This window comes from Pseudomonas sp. 22072 (genome assembly GCF_052046095.1).
Lineage (GTDB): Bacteria > Pseudomonadota > Gammaproteobacteria > Pseudomonadales > Pseudomonadaceae > Aquipseudomonas > Aquipseudomonas paracarnis.
Genome location: NZ_JBQEQE010000015.1, coordinates 1 through 22425, shown reverse-complemented (window position 1 = coordinate 22425; position 22425 = coordinate 1). Strand labels below are relative to the sequence as shown.

Here is a 22425-nt window from a genome sequence, read left to right as displayed (position 1 = left end):
TTTAATGATCAATCAGACTGAGTCAACACCGCTGAACCGCAAGTCCGCAGACGTTACGGTACGCAGCGGATCAACATCCGCCCCCCAGCAATCGCGGCCTGAATCGTAATGAACGCCTGACACCGTGCCGTCGCTCAGCTCCAAGCCGATAACGCGCAACTGACGCGCCATCAAGGTTGACCACTGACGAGAACGCCGCAACGCTTCCCAGACCTCGGCTACAGTCTGATAAGGGGAGGCATCCAGTTGCGCGAGATAGATGCCCCCCAGGTCCTGGCGGATGTCGTATTGCTCGCCCTGCTTGGTGAGTACGCTGACTTGTTCCAGCGGCACCGAAGGGTCTGTCACGGGTGGCAGCAGCACCTTCACGCTGCCGAGGGTCAGCGTGTTTTCGTTCAAGACGATGTGCGCCCGCTCAATCCGCTCACCAAGCTTGGCCGTGTTGATCCGCCAGAACGATGCGTCCGACTTTTTGGCCAGCGCGTCCGGCGTGGACAGGTAGATCGTTGAGCCGGTACTGGGCACCACTTCATAGGTCGACGCCCGCCCCATCAACGAGTAAGACTTTTGATAATGCGGTGGGGCAGGAATAACGACTTTCTGCGGCGACGATTGCAACCAGACCCCCTTGGCGCTATGCGGTCGAAAAAAACCGTGTATCCCGGGCCTTTTTACCAATGCCGAGCTGCCATCGAAGGTATTGAAACCTGGTGAGGCGCGGTCCTGGCTATAGGTTTGCTGGGCCGCCTGTATCCGGTATGAGACGCCATCATTCATGACCAGTACAAACTGGCAGTCCAGTTTGAGGCTGACCGCGATGATGTTTGACGTCACGTTGGTGCGTATCGAGGATCGATCACTGGCATATTCGCAGAGCACCAACTGACTGCCGTCGGTGAAACTGATGGTTAATTTCACGTCGCTATAGGTCAGCGAATCGAAGTGAACCAACCTGCGTAGGGTCACACGGTAACCGGCCAATACCTGGAGAATCTCCTGCGACGAATAATCCACGTACAACACGCAAGCAGTCGCGTCGCTTTTAAGACGAACTTCGACCACCTTTCTGTGTGGCCCACGTTCGATGAAACAGCGGGTCGAACGCCCATGGGGCACCACGAACGTTCCGGCGTTCAACACCCTGTCCAGGCTGACGTCCTGGCCACCTGCTCTCACGGCGACGGTCACGTCGGCGTCCTCGTTGCCAACCAATGTCGGTTCGAGAATCGGCTCAAGCATGTAGCCGTCCTCCGTGAGAAACAGCAGGCTGTGCTTGTTCAACCAGCGCCGGTCATCACCTTGCGTATAGAGCTGCTCAAGCTTGATCACGTGCTGCGGCAGTTCGCCATTAACGCCCCGCCAGACCACAATGACCAACGCACACCCCTGGACGCCCCAATGGGCGATAGCCGAGAGAGGCCAGCGCATCTCGATCACGGCACCCTCGGCCCAGTCCTGCTCGTATAGCGAGACCGTGCCGCGGTTGGTGGCCAGAACATAACGGTCCTTGCCCGCTCCGCCGTCCACCCAGGCGTTGGAACCCAGCACGATCACCGTATCATTGCCCTGCGCGGCCTCGATCCGATCGCCATCGCCGTTTGCGATTATCGTATTGGCCTGTTCCGAACCCTTGACTTGGCTGGCAACCCCGGCTGGCGTGGCGATATTTTCTATCGAGTCGAGGCTGATCGAGTGATGAGGCAGCGGTTTGTCGATATCTTTGCGCCGCACGACGGTGCCCGCCTGCAGGTCGATGGCATAGCCCTGCGTGTTGTGCTCATAGATTGCCGAGTTGGACAGGTAGAGCGTATCGCTGCCTGCCTCGCCACGCAGCTGACTGGCCGAGCGATGTGCGTCGGCCTCGTCCAGTGTGCCCGTCGGCATGTCATAGCTGAATACGTCGTCCCTGGCGCCACCGGTCAGCTGCTTTTGGCCTTCACCGAACTGAAAAATATTGGGGATCTCAGCGAAGCCTTTGACATCGTCATTGCCGCCCCCCAGCCGCCAAAGCACCGCGGAATTCGCATCACCCTGACCAAGCACCACACCAGGCAGACGGCCAACCGAGGCGCTGGAAGCATCTATTTGATCATTCTGGTCGACGAGCATCGGCTCGGTGGTGTCGATGTAGGGATCCTCACCCTCGGCTTCGTTCCATCGATGCTTCCAATGCCGGACCGGGCTCAGCCGCACCTCAAACCCACCATTGACTACCGCCTGTACGGTGCCTCTGAGCGCCCCCCTGAGCCAGGTCTGGGCCTGATTGGTCAGGTGCTGCGCATACCAATTTTCCATCCTGGCCAGGGCGAACCGCTCACGTATTTCTTTCTCCGGTTCCTTGCCCTGAAATGCCAACCAGCCCGTGTGCAGCCGCTCGAAAACACTCAGCTCGATATAGTCATCAATTTCATCCACCAGACGAACCGCCGCATAGAGTTGCGCGCCAAACATCAATACGGCGGCGGCGGCAATACCCAGCGGGCCGGCCACGCCGAATCCAGCCAACGCTGCAACCCCCAGGGCCACACTGACGCTGGCGCTCACGATACTGAAGCCGGCGTTGACGTAATGATCAAGCGCTTCCTTGCCAGTGCTGTTCGCCGCCTTATGCAGCGATTGCTTGGCATTGTGATAGTCAAACGGCAACGTCAGCACCAGAGCGAACAGGCCGGCGCCCCGTCGCAGGGTCTGGCCAAGAGAACTGGCGCTGAAACCTGCTAACACCTTATGCCCGTTTTCCAGCAGTCGTCTGCCCAAGTGCTCCAGCGCCAACTCCAGTGCCGTGCCCGTGAGGTTGGCAAACAACTCTGCGCCTGTGACTACCGCCTCATTGATATCGCCGGTCTTGATCGCTTCGGCCAACGCGTTGATCGCACTGTAGTACCCGTAAACCTCCAGCCCCGCGCCCATTACCGCCAAGCTTCGGCTTTTCTTCGGCTCGACCCAACCAGGCATTCCCTCCAACTGCGCCGCTTGGTTGAGATTGGTTTTCTGCACTGAACGTAACAGCCTATCGAGCTTGCCCACTGCACCGGGATTTTCGTCTCCCGGCTTGACCGCCAGTAAAGGCGCAGCTTGTGTAGAGCGCAACGCCGCGAACTCAAATAGCACAGCGGCGCTGCTGTCGCTGACAGAACTACTCCCACGAAGATAACGCTGCAGTCTGGACGCCGAGAACCGGATTGAATCCAGCAGCGTCTGATCTGCCTCGCGTACCGCCAGACGATGGGTCTTGACCGTTTTTCCCGCCACCTGGGCACCCATGGCGGCCAGGTCTGTACGCGAGACAGTCAACTCGCCAACCACCAGCGGTCCCAGGCTCTGGTCCAGGGCGAGCAAGGTCTCAAGCCTCTTTTTAGTATGTGTTTTCGATGTCGTCATGAGTCCTGCTCCCTATGCCATCACGTTGAATAACGCGGGCGGCAGGCAATCGGTGCCTGCAATAGGGGAAATCATGGCGGCCGGTAATAGCCAGGCGACGGTAGATGCTTATACGCAGGGGCGACTGACTCATAGATATTTTGAGCCCGCACCGCAAGCGAGTAATCTTGGCGCGGAGTGAAGCCTTGGGATGAAACATGGAACTGCACGTGGTAATCAATGGCCGCAAGGACCTGGCCGAACAGCTCTACCAGCAGTTGCGCGAAGCCATCGCCACCGGGCGGCTGTCGGCAGGCGCACAACTGCCCCCCAGCCGACTGCTCGCCGAACAACTGGGCATCTCGCGCAAGACGGTGTCGGACACCTACGCCACCTTGACCTACGAGGGCCTGCTGGTTGGCAAGATCGGCCGCGGCACTTTCGTCAATGCGTGGGCGCCACAGCCCGACCGCGTGCAAACCGCCACCGACCTGGCGTGTGCCGCCAACCTGGGCAAATGGGCCGCACTGCCCTCACCCATGGGCCACCCCGCCCGCGAGGAGCTCCTGCGCTACGAATTTATCGGCGGCGCGACGACACGCCACCAATTCCCCCAGGATGAATGGCGGCGTTGCACCCAGGATGCGTTGCGTCGCATCGCCCAGAACAGTGGCTTTTACAGCCAGCCAGAAGGCGTGCCCGCCCTGCGCGAAGCCATCGCCGGGCATATCGCGTTTTCCCGCGGGGTCAAATGCCGCGCCAGCAATATCGTGGTCACCAATGGGGCACAGCAGGCGCTGGACCTGCTTGCCCGCGTGGTGCTTGAACCCGGCAGCCTGGTCGCGATGGAAGACCCCGGCTACAGCCCCGCACGCCAATTGTTCGTCGCGATGGGCGCCCGCGTCGCCAGTGTTGCCGTCGACGAACAGGGCCTGCAGGTCGACCAGATCCCGGATGGCACGCGCCTGATCTATGTGACGCCGTCCCACCAGTTCCCCCTCGGCATGCCCATGAGCCAGGCGCGGCGCGAAGCCCTGCTGGACCGCGCCATTGCGCTCGGCGCGATCATCATCGAAGACGATTACGACAGCGAATTCCGCTACGAAGGCCGCCCCACCGACTCCCTGCAAAGCATGGATACCCGAGGCGTGGTCACCTACGTCGGCACCTTTTCCAAAACCCTGTCGCCGGAGTTACGCCTGGGCTATGCGGTGCTGCCGCCGGCCATTTATGGTGCGGTGCTCAAGGCCAAGCAATTGACCGACCAGCACAGCGCTACCTTGCCGCAGTGGGCACTGGCCAAGTTCATCAGCGAAGGCTACCTGCTCAAACATATTCGCCGCTGTCACGGCGTCTACGCGGGGCGTCGCGAACGCATCCTGCAGCGTCTGGCGGGCGATCTGTCGCCGTGGTTCGAGGCAGTACCGACGGTGGCGGGCTTTCACCTGGCGGCCCTGTGCAAGGTGCCGGTGAATATTCCATTGCTGATGGAACGGGCGCGTCAGGTCGAGGTGGGTTTATATCCCTTGGACGTGTTTTTTCACGACCGCCCGGTGCGCTCGGGGCTGATTCTGGGGTTCGGTGCCATCGAGACTCTGGATATCGACCCGGCGCTGGACAAGGTGCGGGATATCCTCCTGCAGATTGGCTAGGCGGTTTTCCGGCGCATTGGTCATTGGTGGCAAGCCCCCGGCGGCGTAGGGTGAAGCGGTCTTTCACCCGATGGAACCCTCATCATGAAACGCTTGTTCGCTGCCACACTGATGCTCGCCTCCCTCAGTGCATTTGCCCACGACCCGGTCTACAACAAGGAAAAGCTCAAGGTGCTGCAAGAACACGCCTTGACCAACGTGCCGGGCAAGAAAACCATCATGCTCACCGTGGACTACGCCCCCGGCCAGGCCACCGTGCCCCACAGCCACACCGGCACCGCCGTGGCTTATGTGCTCGAAGGCGAGATCACCTCGCGGGTCAATGATGAAAAGGCGATCACCTACAAAGCCGGGCAATCGTTCTACGAACCGGCCGGCTCGCGGCATTTTGAGTCAAGCAATGCCAGCCAGACCCAACCGGCCAAGCTGCTGGTGGTGATGGTGCTGGATGACAAGGCTGAGGTACTTACCCCACTTCCCAAGTAATCAGCAACACCACAATACCCATGTGGGAGCTGGCTTGCCTGCAATAGCGGTGGACCAGCCAGCTCATCTTTTACTGGCCCACCGTTATCGCAGGCAAGCCAGCTCCCACAGTTTTAACCGTATCTGGTCAGGGACGTTTGAACAGGTTGCGCTGGTGTTCAATGCGCGGGCGGCACTCACAACCCTCCAGATGATCATTGACCATTCCCATCGCCTGCATCAACGCATACATCGTGGTCGGGCCGACAAAGGTCCAGCCGCGTTTCTTCAGGGCTTTGGACAAGCGCACCGAAGCCGCTGAGGTCGGATTGGCCGTCCAGTAAGCCATGTCCACCACTGCCGGCCGCTCTTGCGCGTCGGGTTCGAACGCCCACAGCCAGCGCGCCAGCGAGCCGGTTTCCTCCACCAGTTCACAGGCCCGGCGCGCGTTGTTGATGGCCGAGACGATCTTCGCGCGATTGCGCACGATGCCCGGGTCGCTCATCAACCGCTCGATGTCCGCCTCGCCGTAGTGCGCCACCCGGCGAAAATCAAACCCCTCGAACGCCTGTCGAAAGTTTTCGCGCTTGCGCAAGATGGTGATCCACGCCATCCCCGCCTGAAAGCCCTCCAGGCAGATCTTCTCGTACAACGCGATGTCATCCGCCACCGGCACGCCCCATTCGTGGTCGTGGTAATGCAGGTAAGCAGGCGCTGCAGTGCGCCAGGCGCAGTACATGCGCCCTGCTTCGTCGATTGTCAGCCCTGATTGGTCCATCCATCACCTCGTATGCCGAGGAAGATGATACGCAAAAAAAATTAATCTCCGCCAACCGCTCAAGCATCGTACTTACCGACCAACTGGTCAGACCGGGACCTGCCAACCGCCAAATATTTACTTGTGATTTGAAAAAAACCGAGCGTAGACTGGCCCCGCACTGGACTTACCGGTAAGACCACAACAATTAAGCCCTGGAACCACCAGGGCACCGAATAGAGATCCCTCCCATGCTCAGATGGTGCTCGCGTTCGATTTTCCTGCAAGTCGTGATTGGCCTGATGCTCGGCATCGCCTGCGGCCTGGCCCTTCCCGAATTCTCCTCGCAACTCAAACCCTTGGGTGACGGCTTTATCAAGCTGATCAAAATGCTGATCGGCCTGATCGTGTTCTGCGTGGTGGTCAGCGGTATTTCCGGCGCGGGCGACTTGAAGAAGGTCGGACGCATCGGCCTCAAGTCGGTGATCTATTTTGAGATGCTGACCACCGTCGCCCTGGTGCTCGGCCTGATCATGGCCTTCAGCACCGGCATCGGCAGCGGCGCCAATATTCACCTGGAGCAACTCTCTTCCGCCGGTTTGAATGAACTGGCCGACAAGGGCCAGCACATCCGCGGCACCAGCCAGTTTCTGATGGAGTTGATCCCCAACTCGGTAGTTGGCGCCTTTGCCGATAATAACGTGCTGCAAGTGCTGTTGTTTTCGGTGCTGTTCGGCAGCGCGCTGAACCTGGTGGGCGAAGCGGCCAGCGGGATTTCGCGACTGATCAACGAATTGAGCCATGTGATCTTCCGCATCATGGGCATGATCGTGCGCCTGGCGCCGATTGGCGTATTCGGTGCCATCGCCTTCACCACCAGCACCTATGGCCTGGACTCACTGCAACACCTGGGCAGCCTGGTGGGGCTTTTCTACCTGACCTGCTTTGCCTTCGTGGCGGTGATCCTCGGGCTGGTGATGCGCCTGTCGGGCCTGCGCATGTTGCCGCTGCTCAAGTACCTGCGCGAAGAACTGCTGATCGTGATGGGCACCGCTTCGTCCGACGCTGTACTGCCGCAGATCATGCGCAAGCTGGAACATTTGGGCATTGGCAGCTCCACCGTGGGTTTGGTAATCCCCACCGGATACTCGTTCAACCTCGACGGTTTCTCGATCTACCTGACCCTGGCCATCGTCTTTATCGCCAACGCCACCGGCACGCCGCTGTCGATGACCGACTTGCTGACCATCCTCCTGGTATCGTTGATCACCTCCAAGGGCGCCCATGGCATTCCAGGCTCGGCGCTGGTGATCCTGGCGGCAACGCTCACGGCAATCCCGGCGATTCCGGTGGTCGGCCTGGTGTTGGTGCTGGCGGTGGACTGGTTCATGGGCATCGGCCGTGCGCTGACCAACCTGATCGGCAACTGCGTCGCCACGGTGGCGATTGCCCGTTGGGAAAAAGACATTGATATCCAGCGCGCCAACAAAGTGCTCGACGGCCAGCAAGGTTATGCCTTTCAGGCCAAAAAGCCGGTATTACCGGCACATCAGGAGTTCTAGGACAACACCCACCCAATGTGGGAGCTGGCTTGCCTGCGATGACTGAGTGTCAGGCGATACATTGGGTGCTGACCCACCGCTATCGCAGGCAAGCCAGCTCCCACATTGGACCTTCGCCAGACTGAATACTGTATGAGCAACATCAAGGAGCCTTCGACGTGATCAGCACCTCAACCGTCGTCAATTCAGTGGTAGAAAAACTGCGCGCCGCCTTGGCGCGAGGCCAGTGGCGCCGCGGTGAAATGCTGCCCGGTCAACGCGAACTGGCCGAACAGCTGGGCATCAGCCGCCCGAGCCTGCGTGAGGCTGTGATCGTGCTGGAGACCCTCGGCCTGGTGCGCTCCATGCCGGGCAAAGGCGTGGTCGTGCTGGAAACCAGCGTCAGCGAGCCGCAATCGAGCGACGCCGTGGCCGATGCCAGCCTCGAGGACATCCTACAACTGCGCTACACCCTCGAACCTTTCATCGTCGGCCTGGTGGCCCAGTCGATCAGCAGCAAGGAAATCGGCCAACTGCGCCTGACCCTGATGGACATGCGCGAAGCCTTGGATGCCGGCGATGCCGAAGCCGGCATGAACGCCTATATCGACTTCCATGAAGAACTCTTCGCCCTGACCTCCAACCCGATCTTCCAGAACGTGGTGCAGCAAACCAGCACCGCGCTCAAACAAAGCGCCCAGGTATTGCGCAACTCCCCTGAACACCTGGCCGAACGCTTGCAAGAGAACGAAGCCGTGGTCCGCGCCATCCGCAACAAGAACAGCGCCCTGGCCAGTGCCGAAATGCGTCGGCACATCCTGCAGGAAGGCCTGCGCATGGGCATTCGCTTGAATATCCCGGACGACCATCTGGGCAGTTGATTTTCGGAGACCGGCCATGAACGCTCACGCCCTGCAACGCGACTCCACCCTCACGTCCCTACGCTGGACGCCCGAAAAAAAGCCCTCGGTGGACGATATCTACCCACGCTTGTTCGACGCCATTCTTGAGCAACGCATTGCGCCCGCCAGCCGCTTCACCGAAGAAGGCCTGGGCGAACTCTTTGGCGTGAGCCGCAGCGTGATTCGCCGGGTGCTCGCCAAGCTGTCCCATCAGCAAGTGGTCATCCTGCGCCCCAACCAGCGCGCCCAGGTCGCCGCGCCGGATGCCCAGCACACACGGCAGATTCTGGAAGCACGGCGCCTGACCGAAATGACCGTGGTACAACTGGCCTGCGCCCAGGCCACAGCGATGCAAATTCGCCAACTGCGCGAGCTGATTGCACAGGAGCGCAACGCCATTGAGCGTGACCAGCGGGGGCCGGCGATCCGGTTTTCGGGAGAGTTTCATCTGCAACTGGCGCACATGGCAGGCAATGCGCCGCTGGCACAGTTTCTCAACAGCCTGGTGCCGTTGACGTCGTTGATCATTGCGCAATTTGAAACAATGGCCTGCACCTATTGCGCATGGCAGGAGCATGTGGCGATTGTGGATGCCGTGGAACAGCGCGACGCCCACACGGCTGTCGCCCTGATGACCCAGCACCTGGATCACCTGGAAACCCGACTACTCAAACACCACTGATCCCCAGTGAATGAAGATCAACCTGTGGGAGCTGGCTTGCCTTAATGCCATTGTAGGAGCGAGCTTGCTCGCGAAAAACNCTCCTACAGTAAGGTGGCAAGCCAGCTCCCACATTGATCGCATTCCAGATCAAACAAAAAGCCCCCGCATCTCACGATGCGGGGGCTTTTTGTTTAGCGAGGCATCAAGCCGGTTGCAACACCGACTGGCCACTCAGCGCCAGGTCCAGCAACTCACGGTTGGCCACCGCGTACATGGCGTAGTCCGTGCCCACTGCGGCACGAATTTCCACCATCATGGCGCGCCAGCGATCCGCCATGTCCTGGTGCTGCTCAAGCCACAGGGCCACGCGGGCTTCCATGTCTTGTGGTGCATCGGCCATTTGCAGGACCGAGATGGTGATCGCCCGTTGCTGCCAGTCCACGTCATCGCGGAAGGCTTCGCGGGCCTGGGCCTGCCAGTTGTTGGCCACTGGCAGATCACTGATCTGCTGCAGGTACCACGGCAAGTCCAGGGCGCTGCCGACGGCGAAGTAGGCCTTGGCCACTTCGGCGGCGTCATGCCCGGTCACGTCGGCGGCTTCGATGATCGGCAGCAAGGTGTACAGGTGGGTAGTACCCGCAACCATGCGCGCCAACAACTCCGGTACGCCGGCCTGGGTGTAGGCCTGGTAGCGGTTCTGCCAGCCTTCGCGGGTCGGACCTTCCAGCAGTTCGTCAAGCTTGAGACCCAGCGCCGCCAGGTGCGGACCGAAGTGCGCGGTGTCGCGCCCGGCGTCTTGCTCGTTGCGACGGCTGCGCAGGAACCAGCGCGTAGCGCGACGGCCCAGGCGCATCAACTCGTCCATCAGCTCCAGTTGCACGTCAGCGGAAACCTGGTGGTCCAGGGCTTCGATCTGACGGAACCAGTGCGGGAGATGGAAGATGTCCCGCACGATCACATAGGCACCGGCGACGTTCGCCGGGCTCATGCCGGTCGACTCTTTGAGTCGCTGAACGAAGGTGATGCCCATGTGGTTGACCAGATCGTTGGCGATCTGGGTGCTGACGATCTCGCGCTTCAGACGATGGCGACGCATGGCTTCGCCGAACTTGGCCACCAGGCTCGGTGGGAACGCGGTCTCCATGTCACGGGTCAGGTACTCGTCATCCGGTACCAGCGACTTGAGCAATGCTTCCTTGAGGTCGATCTTGCTGTACGAGATCAGCACCGACAGTTCCGGACGGGTCAGGCCCTTGCCGCTGGAGGCGCGCTCGGTGAGCTGCTCCTCGGTCGGCAGGTACTCGATGGCGCGGTCCAGCTTGCCACGGCCTTCCAGGTCGCTCATCAGGCGCTTGTACTCGGCAGCACGCTCGTAAGCCTTGCGCGCGGCCAGGGACAGGGCCTGGGTCTGCTTGTAGTTGTTGCCCAACACCAGGTTGCCGACTTCGTCGGTCATGCTCGCCAGCAGTTGGTTGCGCTGCTTGTCGGTCATGTCACCGGCCTGCACCACTTCGTTGAGCAGGATCTTGATGTTCACTTCGTGGTCGGAGCAATCCACGCCACCGGCGTTGTCGATGAAGTCGGTGTTGGAACCGCCGCCATTGAGGCCGAATTCCACACGCCCCAGCTGGGTCATGCCGAGGTTACCGCCCTCGCCCACTACCTTGCAGCGCAGCTCGTTGCCGTTGACGCGCAGTGCGTCGTTGGCCTTGTCGCCCACATCGGCATGGCTCTCGGTGCTGGCCTTGACGTAGGTACCGATACCGCCGTTCCACAACAGGTCCACCGGCGCCTTGAGCAAGGCGTTGAGCAGTTCGGTCGGGGTCAGCTTGTCGGCCTGGATGTCGAAGCGTTCTTTCATCTGTGGCGAGATGGCAATGCTTTTCGCGCTGCGCGAGAAGATACCGCCACCTTCAGACATGATGCTGGTGTCGTAGTCGGTCCAGGCCGAACGCGGCAGTTCGAACAAACGCTTGCGCTCGACGAAGCTGGTGGCCGGGTTCGGGTTCGGGTCGACGAAGATATGCAGGTGGTTGAAGGCTGCGACCAGTTGCAGTTTGTCCGACATCAACAAGCCGTTACCGAACACGTCACCGGCCATATCGCCGACGCCTACCACTGTGATGCTGTCTTCCTGCACGTTGATGCCGCGCTCACGGAAGTGACGCTGTACACCTACCCACGCGCCCTTGGCGGTGATGCCCATTTTCTTGTGGTCGTAACCAGCCGAACCACCGGAGGCGAACGCATCGCCCAGCCAGAAGCCGTAGTCGATGGCAATGCCGTTGGCGATGTCGGAGAAGGTCGCAGTGCCCTTGTCCGCCGCTACCACCAGGTACGGGTCATCGTCGTCATGACGCACGACGTTGGCCGGCGGCACCAGCGCGCCGTCTTTCAGGTTGTCGGTGATGTCCAGCAGGCCGGAAATGAAGATGCGGTAGCAGGCGATGCCTTCGGCCGCGATCTCGTCCCGGCTGCCGCCCAATGGCAGGCGACGCGGCAGGAAGCCGCCCTTGGCGCCCACCGGCACGATTACCGAGTTCTTCACTTGCTGGGCTTTTACCAGGCCAAGCACTTCGGTACGGAAGTCTTCTTCACGGTCGGACCAGCGCAGGCCGCCACGGGCCACGTTGCCAAAGCGCAGGTGCACGCCTTCGACCCGCGGCGAGTACACGAAGATTTCAAACTTCGGCACTGGCTTGGGCAGCTCGGGGATGGCACGCGGGTCGAACTTGAAGCTGAAGTACGACTTGTTCTGGCCGTTGGCATCGGTCTGGTAGAAGTTGGTACGCAGAGTGGCCTTGATCAGGTCCAGGTAGCGACGCAGGATGCGGTCTTCGTTGAGCACCTGAACGTCGTCCAGGGCGCTGAGGATCGCTTGCTCCAGGCGTTGCTGCTTGTCTTCCAGGTCGTCGGCAGTGAGCTTGCGCGCCAGGTAGAAGCGGGTCTTGAACAACCGGGTCAACTCGCGGGCGATGTCGGTGTGGTTGTTCAGGGTGCTGGCGATGTAACCCAGGTCGAAGCCCAGGCGAATCTGCTTCAGGTAACGGGCATAGGCACGCAGCAGCGCCACGTCGCGCCATGGCAGGCCGGCGGTGAGGACCAGGCGGTTGAACGCATCGTTCTCGGCATCGCCATGCACGATGTGCACGAACGCATCCTGCAGGGTGTCGTTGAGCTGCTGGATATCCAGGTTCACGCCTTCGGCGGCGATGAACGCAAAGTCATGGATCCAGAACTCGCGACCGTTGGCATGGCGCAGGCGATACGGGAACTCGCCCAGCACACGCAAGCCGAGGTTTTCCAGAATCGGCAGCACGTCGGACAACGCCAGCGGCGTATCGGCGTGATACAGCTTGCAATGCAGCTCGCGCTGGCCGGAGACCTGGCCCAGCGGCTGATAGAAGCTCATTACCAGCGGGTTGGCTTCGGTCAGGCTGTTGAGGTGCTGCATGTCGACCACAGCCGAATGCGCGGCGAAACGCTCGCGGTAGCCAGCCGGGAAGCCTTTGGGGAAATCCGCCAGCACGTTGGTGCCCTGGGCTTCGCCGAAGCTTTCCACTACCAGGCTGGCGTAGTCGTCCTGCCAGCTGCGGCAGGCCTGCACCACTTCTTTTTCCAGTTGCAGCGGGTCGATGTCCAGACGGTTCTTCGGGTCAACCCGCAGAATCAGTTGTACACGGGCAAGCACGGACTCGGAGAAGAAGGTCCAGAACTCGCAGTCCGAGGCCTTCAGGCGGTCCATCAGCACTTGCTGGATCTTCTGGCGTACTTCGGTGGAGTAGATGTCGCGTGGCACGTACGCCAGGCAGTAGCAGAAACGACCATAGGGGTCTTTGCGCAGGAACACGCGGATCTTGTTGCGCTCCTGGATCTGCACGATCGACATCACGGTGCTGAACAGCTCGTCGACTGGAGTCTGGAACAGGTCGTCACGGGGCAATACTTCCACCACCTGGGCAAGCTCTTTACCCAAGTGCGCCTTGGCCTGGAAGCCCGAACGACGTTCGATTTCCGCGACCTTGCGACGAATGTACGGAATCACTCGCACGCTTTCGCCGTACACCGAGGAGGTGTACAGGCCCATGAAACGGTGTTCCTTGATGACCTTGCCGTCGGCGCTGATCTCACGGATCGACACGTAGTCCGGGTAGGCCGGACGGTGCACGCGGCTTGGGTGGGCGGCCTTGGCGAACGACAGTACGGTCGGCTCGCGCAGGTAGGCCACCGCGTAGTCCTCGATGCGCAGGTCTTCGGCGGTGAGGCCGGCGCGCAGCAGCTTGGTCAGACCGAGGAAAGAGCTTGCGTCATATTCGATATGACCGCCGTCCGCCTCGTCACGTACCACGAACTCTTCGTAGCCCAGGAAGGTGAAATGGTTGCCCACCAGCCATTCGAGAAAGTTCTTGATTTCGGCTTTTTCTTCGCCGTCGATGGCGAACGCGCTGGCGTCGATACCGGCCAGCAGGTCCTGGACCTTGGCTTTCATCGGTTCGAAATCGGCCACAGCCACGCGTACTTCACCCAGCACCTGCTCAAGCTCTTTGCTCAGCACGTTCAGTTCGGCGGCGTTGGCGCAGCGGTCGATCTCCAGGTACATCAGCGATTCTTGCAGGATGCCTTCGCCCTGGGTGCCTTTGGGCAGGATTTCCAGCAGCTCGCCCTTGTTGCCACGACGCACGCTGAGCACGGTGGTTTGCAGGGTATGGATGCTGTAGCCGCGGCGATTCAGCTCGGTGCGTACCGAGTCGACCAGAAACGGCAGGTCATGGTGCAGCACTTCGACCGCAGTGTGGGTCGATTGCCAGCCATGACGTTCGTAATCGGGGTTGTAGACCCGCACTTGCGGTTGGGTGTGATCAAAGCGCTCAAGCAGGCGCCAGGCAGACAGGGTGCAACCGGCCAGGTCGGAAAGGCGACGCTGGGTCAGTTCGTCCAGGGAAATGATGCCGAAGAATTGTTCAGCGAACAGCGCCACTTGTGGCAGTGCCTGTTCACTGAGGTGCTGCGCCAGTGCCGCTTGCAGTTGATGCTGGAAGTCGGCCTTGCTGGCTGCGGTGAAGAACGCCATCTGTGGTACTCCGCTTGGGCTTGTTATTGATGAAAGCGTCGCGTGTTATCCCCTTGCGGGGAGACCGTCAGCTCTGTTCGCTGGTGTGCTGACAAGCACCATAAACGAATCAGGGTGACAGGTGGGTGAAGCTGGACAGGACAGTCAGGTCACATACAACTTCCATACGGCATGCCGTTGGCCAGATGACGATACGACGGGCAGGTCAGGCGCCTGGCACAGGGCACATCCGTTGCGCAGCTTAACGAGTGTAGGAAGAACGCTGCTTGCGACGCTGCGACATATTCGGTCATCGGTAAGCAGGGTGTCGGTTGCAACTTGGGCAACCCAGGATTTTCGGTAGAAAATCTTGCTACTTTGCACACTATCAGTACCAGAAATGACCGATCCGGCCCGTCAGGTCATGCCTGACTTCCGACACAGGATGAAGCACAAAATTCGCCGCAGTGGCACAATTACCCTCCCCTACACAGGATTGCCCCATGCTGCAGCTGAAAACCGACGCCCTGATGGCCACCCCGTGCGACGACGAAGAAGACAACATGGCCATGCTTTGCTGTCACGGCAAGAACGGCGAAATGTTCATGCTCACCCGTTACCCGGATGAAGACGAAGTGGAGCTGACCTGGGACTACGAGCCTTCGACCCTGGATGGGCTGAAAGTGACGTTGGGCGAGACCACCTTATTGATCGAACTGGCGGCCGGCGATGCCGATGCCCTGGGCGGCAAGGACCAGCTGGAGATCACCCACAGCACCGCCGCGTCAGACATGGCCGAAGTGCAGGAAACCCTGCAGAACATCCTCACAGGCACCGGCACGTTCATTCGGACTTGAAACCGGTCTTTTGAATGCACCGAAGACCCCATGTGGGAGCTGGCTTGCCTGCGATGCAGGCGGTGGGGTCTTTCAGCCAGACCGAGTNGGCCATCGCAGGCAAGCCAGCTCCCACAGTGACCGTGCTTTACCTGCCCAGACGCTTACTATCCCATGGGTTTTGCTAAAAATACCCATCAAGCCATTAGTCGCCACACCCCGCGATGCATTAAAGTAAACGCCCCAGGCCCGGTGTTCTGTCACGACACCCAGGCTCATCTTTCCAGGAACCGTCATCGATGGAACATCGTGAAGCGCTGCTTGCGCTGCGAACCTTTCTTTCTACGCAGATTCTCGGCCAGGAAAAACTCATCGATCGCCTGTTGATCGCCCTGCTCGCTGACGGCCACATGCTGGTCGAAGGCGCGCCGGGGCTGGCCAAGACCAAGGCGATCAAGGAGTTGGCCGAAGGGATCGAAGCGCAGTTCCATCGTATCCAGTTCACCCCCGACCTGTTGCCCGCCGATATCACCGGCACCGAGATCTATCGTCCGGAAACCGGCAGCTTCGTATTCCAGCAGGGGCCGATCTTCCATAACCTGGTGCTCGCAGACGAAATCAACCGTGCCCCGGCCAAGGTGCAGTCGGCCTTGCTCGAAGCCATGGCCGAGCGCCAGGTCAGCGTGGGCCGCAGCACTTACGAGTTGTCGCCGCTGTTTTTAGTGATGGCCACGCAAAACCCCATCGAGCAGGAAGGCACCTACCCGCTGCCCGAAGCGCAGCTCGACCGGTTCCTGATGCACGTCAAGATCGGCTTCCCGGACGCCGCCGTCGAGCGCCGCATCCTGCAGCAAGCTCGTGGCGAAGCATTGAATGGCGAAACCAAGCCCGAGCGGCGCGTCAGCCAACAGGCGATCTTTGCCGCCCGCAAGGAAATCCTCGGCTTGTACATGGCCGATGCCGTGGAGGAATACCTGGTGCAACTGGTGATGGCCACGCGCACCCCTGCCAAGTTCGACCCGGAAATGGCCGAGTGGATCGCCTATGGCGCCAGCCCCCGTGGTTCCATCGCCCTGGACCGTTGTGCCCGGGCCCATGCCTGGCTGGCCGGTCGCGATTTTGTCAGCCCGGAAGATATCCAGGCGGTCTTGTTCGACGTGCTGCGTCACCGCATCATCCTGTCGTTCGAGGCCGAAGCCGCCGGTGTCGACCAGGACCGCGTGGTGCAACGCATTCTCGACGTCGTTGCCGTCGCTTGAAGTCGATGAACGCAAGCGATGGCATCCGCGTAACCCTCAGTGAATTGATTGAGATGCGCCACCGCGTGCGTGAGGTGCAATTGTTCTCCACGCCTGGCCAGCGTAGCCCGCTGGTGGGCCTGCATCACTCCAAGCTGCGCGGGCGTGGCGTCGATTTCGACCAGGTGCGCGTGTACCAGGCCGGCGACGACGTGCGCACCATCGACTGGCGCGTGACGGCGCGTACCCAGGAGCCGCACACCAAGCTGTTCCACGAAGAGCGCGAGCGGCCGATTTTCATCATGGTCGAACAAAGTTGCCGGCTGTTTTTCGGCTCGGGGCAAATGTTCAAGTCGGTGCTTGCCGCCCAGGCCGCCAGCCTGATCGGTTGGGCCGCTCTGGGCCATAACGACCGGGTGGGCGGGCTGGTGTTCGGCGACAGCGAGCACTACGAGATCAAGCCACGGCGCAGCAAACAGAGCCTGTTGCAACTGCTCAACCGGCTGGTGCGGGTCAACCAGAGCCTGAATACCGAGCGTCACCCGGAAGCGGATGCCCTGGGCATGGCCTTGCGCCGTGGCCGCGAGGTGCTGCGCCCGGGCAGCCTGGTGGTGGTGATCTGTGATGAGCGCGCCCTCACCGAAGGCGCCGAGCAACAGCTGAGCCTGCTGGCGCGCCATTGCGACCTGCTGTTATTACCGATCTCCGACCCGCTGGACCACGCCCTGCCCGCCGCCGGGCTGCTGCGTTTCGCGCAAAGAGGTGCGCAACTGGAATTGGACACGCTGAACATCGACCTGCGCCAGGCCTACAAGGCCCAGGCCGAAGCACGTATCGCCCGCTGGGAACTGCTCGCGCAGAAACTGCGGCTGTTGTTGATGCCCTTGAGCACCCAGAGTGAAATGGTCGAGCAACTGCGCGAATACCTCAACCCGCAACGCCCGGTTAAAAAACCATGAGCAGCCTGGACCAACTGCAACCGCTGATCGCCCCGCCCGCCATTGGCTTCTGGCCACCTGCGCCGGGCTGGTGGCTATTGCTGCTGGTGATCCCACTGCTCGGTTGGGGCTTGTGGTGGCTGCGCCGTTTCCTGCCGGCCCGCCGCCCTGTGGCCCGCGCCGAACAACCGCTGGACCCGTTGCGTATCGCCGCCCTGGCCGAGTTGGCTTTGATGCCCAAGCCCTACGACGGTGCGCCTGCGGGCGCCTGGTTGCAGCAACTCAACGGCCTGCTCAAGCGTCTGTGCCGTAACGACTACCCTTATAGCCAGAGCCATACCCTCAACGGGCGCAAATGGCTGGCCTTCCTGGATAACCGCTGCCCCGCCGCCGGCCTGACGCGCTGGATGGTGTTGGTGGAAGGCGCCTACAAACCCGAATGCAAGCTCGACGACAAAGCCATCGCCGGCCTCACCCAAGCCGTCGACACCTGGATTCGCAAACATGTTTGAGTTCGCCTGGCCGTGGATCTTCGCCCTGTTGCCACTGCCCTGGGTCATGCGCCTGGTGCTGCCCGTGGCCGACAGCGGCGAACCGGCGCTCAAAGTCAGCTACCTCAGTGACCTCGAAGGCCTGGCCCGCCGCCGTGCCCGCGTCAACCTGCCCGGCTTGCGCCAGCAAGCCCCATTCGTGGTGCTGTGGTTGCTGCTGTTGACCGCCGCCGCCCGCCCGCAATGGCTGGGCGAACCCTTGCCGATTGCTGCCAGCGGCCGGGATTTGCTGGTGGCGGTGGATGTCTCCGGCTCCATGGATTTTCCCGACATGCATTGGCAGGACGAGGACGTCAGCCGCCTGGCCCTGGTCAAGCACCTGCTGGGAGACTTTCTGGAGGAGCGTGAAGGTGACCGCGTGGGCCTGATCCTGTTCGGCAGCCAAGCCTACCTGCAAGCGCCCCTGACCTTTGACCGCCGCACCGTGCGCACCTGGCTGGATGAAGCGCGCATCGGTATTGCTGGCAAGAACACCGCCATCGGCGACGCCATCGGCCTGGCCATAAAACGCCTGCGCCAGCGCCCGGCGCAAAGCCGTGTGCTGATCCTGGTCACCGACGGCGCCAACAACGCCGGGCAGATCGACCCGTTGACCGCCGCGCGCCTGGCGGCCGAGGAAGGCGTGAAAATCTACCCCATCGGCATCGGCGCCGACCCCGAGCAAACCGGCTCCCTGGGCATCCTAGGCGTAAACCCGAGCCTGGACCTCGACGAACCGGCGCTCAAGGCACTGGCCGAGACCACCGGCGGCCAGTATTTCCGCGCCCGAGACGGCGAGGAACTGCTGAAGATCAAGGACACTCTCGACACCCTCGAGCCCGTGGAACAACAACCCACCCAGGCCCGCCCGGCCCAGGCGCTGTACAGTGGCCCATTGGCCTTGGCGTTGGTGTTGAGCCTGTTGCTGGTGATCCAGGAACGCTGGCCGAACAACGCTTTGCAACGCGGCTTCAATAGGCTATCGAGCAAGGGCATCTTTTTGCAGCAACACCCTGAATGGCGCCAGCGTCTGCAGCGTCTGCGTTTGCGGAGGCGTCGATGATCGCGCTGTGGCCGCACTGGTTGCACCCCTGGTGGCTGTTGTTGCTGCCCCTGCTTGGCTGGTTGCTGTGGCAGTTGTGGCACCGGCAAAAGCGCGCCGGGCGCTGGCAGATGATCCTGCCGCCGGCGTTCCATGCCGAGTTGCTCAGTGGTGGCAATGGCCGCGAGAGTAAATCGCCGTGGGTGGTGCTCGGCATCGCCTGGCTGTTGGCCGTGCTCGCGCTATTGGGCCCCAGTTGGCAACGGGTTGAACAAGCCAGCCAGAAACCTTCCGACCCCTTGGTGGTGCTGCTGGAACTGACCCCGGAAATGCTCGCCACCGACAGCCCGCCCAACCGCCTGGAACAGGCACGGCGCAAGCTGTATGACTTACTGCAAGCGCGCACCGATGCGCAAACAGCCATCATCGTGTATGCCGGCAGCGCCCATACCCTGGTGCCGCTGTCCGATGACCTGGCCACCAGCCGCAACCTGTTGGAAGCCCTGCGCCCGTCGATCATGCCCGAGCCCGGCCATCGTGCCGATCTTGCCGTGGAAAAAGCCCTGGGCCTGCTCAAGCAAGGCGGTCTGGGCCAGGGGCGCCTGCTGCTGATCGGTTCCTCACTGTCCAAACAAGAGCGCCAAGGCATCCGCCTGCAACTGCAAAGTGCCCAGGCTCCAACGTTGTCGATCCTCGGCATCGGCAGTCGCGAAGGTACGCCGGTGACTCAGGAGAGCGGCGAGTTCCTCAAGGACGACCAGGGCGCGATCCTGGTGCCGCGCCTCGACAGCCCGACCCTCAAGGCGTTCGCCAGCGAAATGGGTGGCCGCTACCGTGCGGCGCGCCTGGATGACAAGGACCTGCGCCAACTCGGCATGCTCGACAGCGCCCAAGCCCTGCGCGACGACGGCCAACGGCTGCGCCTGGACAGCTGGGCCGATCAGGGTTACTGGCTGCTCTTGCCGTTGTTGCTGCTGGCCGCGTGCGCCGGGCGTCGCGGCTGGCTGTTCTGCCTGCCCTTGCTGCTGATGGGCGCGCCGCAACCCAGCTACGCCTTTGGGCTGCAGGACCTGTGGCTGCGCCCCGACCAACAAGGCCAGTACCTGCTCAAGCACAAACGCCCGGCCGAAGCCGCAGAACACTTCCAGGACCCGCAATGGCAAGGCGTGGCGCTGTATGAAGCCGGCAATTACGCCGAGGCCATCAAGCGGTTTGCCCAAGGCAGCGACGCCTATTCCCACTACAACCGCGGCAATGCCCTGGCCAAGGCCGGTGAACTTGAAGCGGCCCTTGATGCGTATGAACAAGCCCTGGAAGCCCAGCCCGATTTGCAGCCCGCGCTGAAAAACAAAGCCCTGGTTGAAGCGCTGATGCAGGAGCAAGCGCAGCCCGAGCCGGACCCGCCCGCAAAAAACGCAGATGACGAAACCGCCCAACCCGGCCAAACTGCGCAACCGGGCACCAGCGCACAAACGGCCCAGGGCGGCGAGCAATCGTCCCACGGCCAGGGCGAAGCCGGTACCGCTGAGACTCAGACAGGCGCCGCGCCACAGCCAGGCGGTAATGAAGTGCCTGGCAGCGAACTGGGCGACGAGCAGACCACCACGCCGCCACTGCGCCCCGCCGACACACGCCTGGAAGGCGAGCGCCGCCAAGCACTGGAGCAATGGTTGCAGGAGATCCCGGACAACCCCGGCGAGCTGTTGCGCCGCAAATTCTGGTACGAACAGCAACAACATCAGGACACCACTCGATGAGCCGCCGCACCACCCTTTTGCTCCTGCTCGCGTTGTCGGCAGGCCACGCCCAGGCGGCGGACCTGGTCGCCAGCGTAGACCGCAGCCGCCTCAACTCCGGGGAAACGGTGGAGCTGACGGTGCAATCCAGTGATGTGACCCAGTTTGGCAAACCGGACCTGTCGCCCCTGGACGCGCAGTTCGAAGTCAGCGGCACCCGCCAGATCAACCAACTCACCACGCTGGACGGCGACAACCACGCCACCACCCGCTGGATCATCACCCTGCTGCCCAAGGTGAACGGCAACGTGGTGATCCCGCCGCTGCAGGTGGGCGCGCTCAAGACCCAGCCGATCACCCTGCAAGTGGTGGAAAGCGCCAGCCAGAACACCAGCGCCGAACTGGTCCCGGTGTTCATCGAAGCCAGCCTCGACCAGACCAGCGTGTACGTGCAGGCCCAGGCCCTGTTGACCGTACGCGTGTACCACTCGGTGTCGCTGTATGACGACAGCAGCCTCACGCCCTTGCAGATACCGGATGCACGTGTCGAACAACTGGGCGAATCACGCACCTATGAGAAGGTCATCAACAGCATCCGCCATGGCGTGATCGAAACCCGCTACGCCCTCTACCCGCAACACAGTGGCGCCGTGGTGATTCCGGCGCAGACCTTCAGCGCTACCCTGGTGGAATCGCGACCGCCCCAGGAAAACACCCTGCAGGGCACCAAGCCGGGCAAGATGATTCATGTCAGCTCTGCGCCCCTGCCCTTGACGGTCAAACCCAAACCGGACGCCTACCCCGCCGACGCCCCCTGGCTGCCCGCGCGCAGCCTGACCTTGAGCGAAGGCTGGAACCCCACGCCGGACCACGTGCAAGTCGGCGACTCCCTGACCCGCAGCCTTACCGTGGAGGCCGAAGGCCTGTCCAGCGCACAGCTGCCGGCGCTGCCCGGCACCGAGGTCAACGGCCTGCGCCGCTACCCCGACCAACCAGTGATGGCTAACCGTACCAGCGACCGCGGCCTGACCGGCAGCCGTGAAGACCGCGAAGCCCTGGTGCCGACCCGCGCCGGCGAGCTGGAACTGCCCGCCGTGGAAGTGGTGTGGTGGAACACCCACGAAGATCATCTGGAACGCACCAGCCTGCCGGCGCGCACCGTGCACGTGGCGGTGAACCCCAGCCTGGTGGTGGACACCCCGGCGACACCGACCATCATCACCGCCCCCGATGATGACCGCCTGTGGCTGTGGCAACTGAGCACACTGATACTGGCCTGCACCACCCTGCTGGGCTTTGGCCTGTGGTGGCGCGCACGCCGGCAACCGGCGGTACAACGCGCCGCGCAAACCGGTCCCAGCCCACGCACGCTGCTCGACGACCTCAAGCGCGCCACCCAGGCCAACGACCCTCATGCTACCCGCCAGGCCCTCGACGCCTGGGCACGGCAACAGCCGGAAACGCTGGCCGACATGGCCGCGCGGTTTGTGCCGCTGTCCGATGCCCTGGATGGGTTGAATGGCGCGTTGTATAGCGAAAGCGGCCAATACTGGTTGGGTGACGACCTGTGGCGTGCCATCAAAGCGATCCCCGTGGCCGAACGCGAGCAAGACCCGGCCACCGACACCACCAGCTTGCCGCCGCTCTACCCCAAGTAACCCCCGAGCCTGCTCGTTCCCACGCTCTGCGTGGGAATGCCGCCCCGGACGCTCCG

The 22425-nt window shown here is 61.9% G+C and carries 15 protein-coding genes; 12 read left to right on the top strand and 3 right to left on the bottom strand.

The window, feature by feature from the left end; genetic code table 11:
* Positions 1 to 12: 12 nt before the first annotated feature.
* A complete protein-coding gene (locus ACTJLA_RS16620) occupies positions 13 to 3381 on the bottom strand; it encodes a calcium-binding protein (RefSeq protein WP_314543144.1) in 3369 nt (1122 codons plus the stop codon).
* Positions 3382 to 3578: 197 nt separating this feature from the next.
* Between ACTJLA_RS16620 and pdxR the strand changes: the two genes are divergently transcribed.
* A complete protein-coding gene (gene pdxR, locus ACTJLA_RS16615) occupies positions 3579 to 5012 on the top strand; it encodes a MocR-like pyridoxine biosynthesis transcription factor PdxR (RefSeq protein WP_314543142.1) in 1434 nt (477 codons plus the stop codon).
* 84 nt (positions 5013 to 5096) lie between these two features.
* Positions 5097 to 5498, top strand: a complete 402-nt coding sequence (locus ACTJLA_RS16610) for a cupin domain-containing protein (RefSeq protein ID WP_054921306.1) — start codon at positions 5097 to 5099, stop codon at positions 5496 to 5498.
* Between the two features lie 127 nt (positions 5499 to 5625).
* On the opposite strand, the gene ACTJLA_RS16605 is transcribed toward ACTJLA_RS16610, so the two are convergent.
* Complete coding sequence (locus ACTJLA_RS16605; RefSeq protein WP_072446318.1) at positions 5626 to 6255, bottom strand: DNA-3-methyladenine glycosylase I; 630 nt, start codon at positions 6253 to 6255, stop codon at positions 5626 to 5628.
* 215 nt (positions 6256 to 6470) lie between these two features.
* On the opposite strand from ACTJLA_RS16605, the gene ACTJLA_RS16600 reads away from it, so the two are divergent.
* The 3 genes from ACTJLA_RS16600 (at position 6471) to ACTJLA_RS16590 (ending at position 9359) form a co-directional block, all read left to right on the top strand.
* Positions 6471 to 7796, top strand: a complete 1326-nt coding sequence (locus ACTJLA_RS16600; protein WP_169855370.1) for a C4-dicarboxylate transporter DctA — start codon at positions 6471 to 6473, stop codon at positions 7794 to 7796.
* A gap of 158 nt (positions 7797 to 7954) precedes the next feature.
* Positions 7955 to 8656 (top strand): FadR/GntR family transcriptional regulator, encoded by a 702-nt coding sequence (locus tag ACTJLA_RS16595; RefSeq protein WP_014718317.1) that lies wholly within the window; start codon positions 7955 to 7957, stop codon positions 8654 to 8656.
* 16 nt (positions 8657 to 8672) lie between these two features.
* Positions 8673 to 9359 carry a GntR family transcriptional regulator gene (locus ACTJLA_RS16590; RefSeq protein WP_314543131.1) on the top strand — a complete coding sequence of 229 codons (687 nt, stop codon included), beginning with the start codon at positions 8673 to 8675 and terminating at the stop codon, positions 9357 to 9359.
* Positions 9360 to 9543: 184 nt separating this feature from the next.
* Here the strand turns inward: ACTJLA_RS16590 and ACTJLA_RS16585 are convergent, their stop codons facing one another.
* A complete protein-coding gene (locus ACTJLA_RS16585; RefSeq protein WP_072446314.1) occupies positions 9544 to 14412 on the bottom strand; it encodes an NAD-glutamate dehydrogenase in 4869 nt (1622 codons plus the stop codon).
* A gap of 482 nt (positions 14413 to 14894) precedes the next feature.
* On the opposite strand from ACTJLA_RS16585, the gene ACTJLA_RS16580 reads away from it, so the two are divergent.
* From ACTJLA_RS16580 to ACTJLA_RS16550, 7 genes are all read left to right on the top strand, one after another.
* Positions 14895 to 15248, top strand: a complete 354-nt coding sequence (locus tag ACTJLA_RS16580; protein WP_034126020.1) for a hypothetical protein — start codon at positions 14895 to 14897, stop codon at positions 15246 to 15248.
* Between the two features lie 278 nt (positions 15249 to 15526).
* Positions 15527 to 16486, top strand: a complete 960-nt coding sequence (locus tag ACTJLA_RS16575) for an AAA family ATPase (RefSeq protein ID WP_020301524.1) — start codon at positions 15527 to 15529, stop codon at positions 16484 to 16486.
* A 5-nt stretch (positions 16487 to 16491) separates the two neighbouring features.
* On the top strand, positions 16492 to 17424 hold the full coding sequence (locus ACTJLA_RS16570) for a DUF58 domain-containing protein (protein ID WP_200584149.1): 933 nt from the start codon (positions 16492 to 16494) through the stop codon (positions 17422 to 17424).
* On the top strand, positions 17421 to 17915 hold the full coding sequence (locus ACTJLA_RS16565; protein ID WP_003190798.1) for a DUF4381 domain-containing protein: 495 nt from the start codon (positions 17421 to 17423) through the stop codon (positions 17913 to 17915). Before ACTJLA_RS16570 ends, ACTJLA_RS16565 begins: the two co-directional genes overlap by 4 nt.
* On the top strand, positions 17908 to 18996 hold the full coding sequence (locus ACTJLA_RS16560) for a VWA domain-containing protein (RefSeq protein ID WP_314551804.1): 1089 nt from the start codon (positions 17908 to 17910) through the stop codon (positions 18994 to 18996). The genes ACTJLA_RS16565 and ACTJLA_RS16560 overlap by 8 nt, the downstream gene beginning before the upstream one ends.
* On the top strand, positions 18993 to 20732 hold the full coding sequence (locus tag ACTJLA_RS16555; protein ID WP_054921294.1) for a tetratricopeptide repeat protein: 1740 nt from the start codon (positions 18993 to 18995) through the stop codon (positions 20730 to 20732). The genes ACTJLA_RS16560 and ACTJLA_RS16555 overlap by 4 nt, the downstream gene beginning before the upstream one ends.
* Entirely contained in the window at positions 20729 to 22369 is a 1641-nt protein-coding gene (locus tag ACTJLA_RS16550) for a BatD family protein (protein WP_440841621.1), read from the top strand. Before ACTJLA_RS16555 ends, ACTJLA_RS16550 begins: the two co-directional genes overlap by 4 nt.
* The last annotated feature ends 56 nt before the right edge of the window (positions 22370 to 22425 follow it).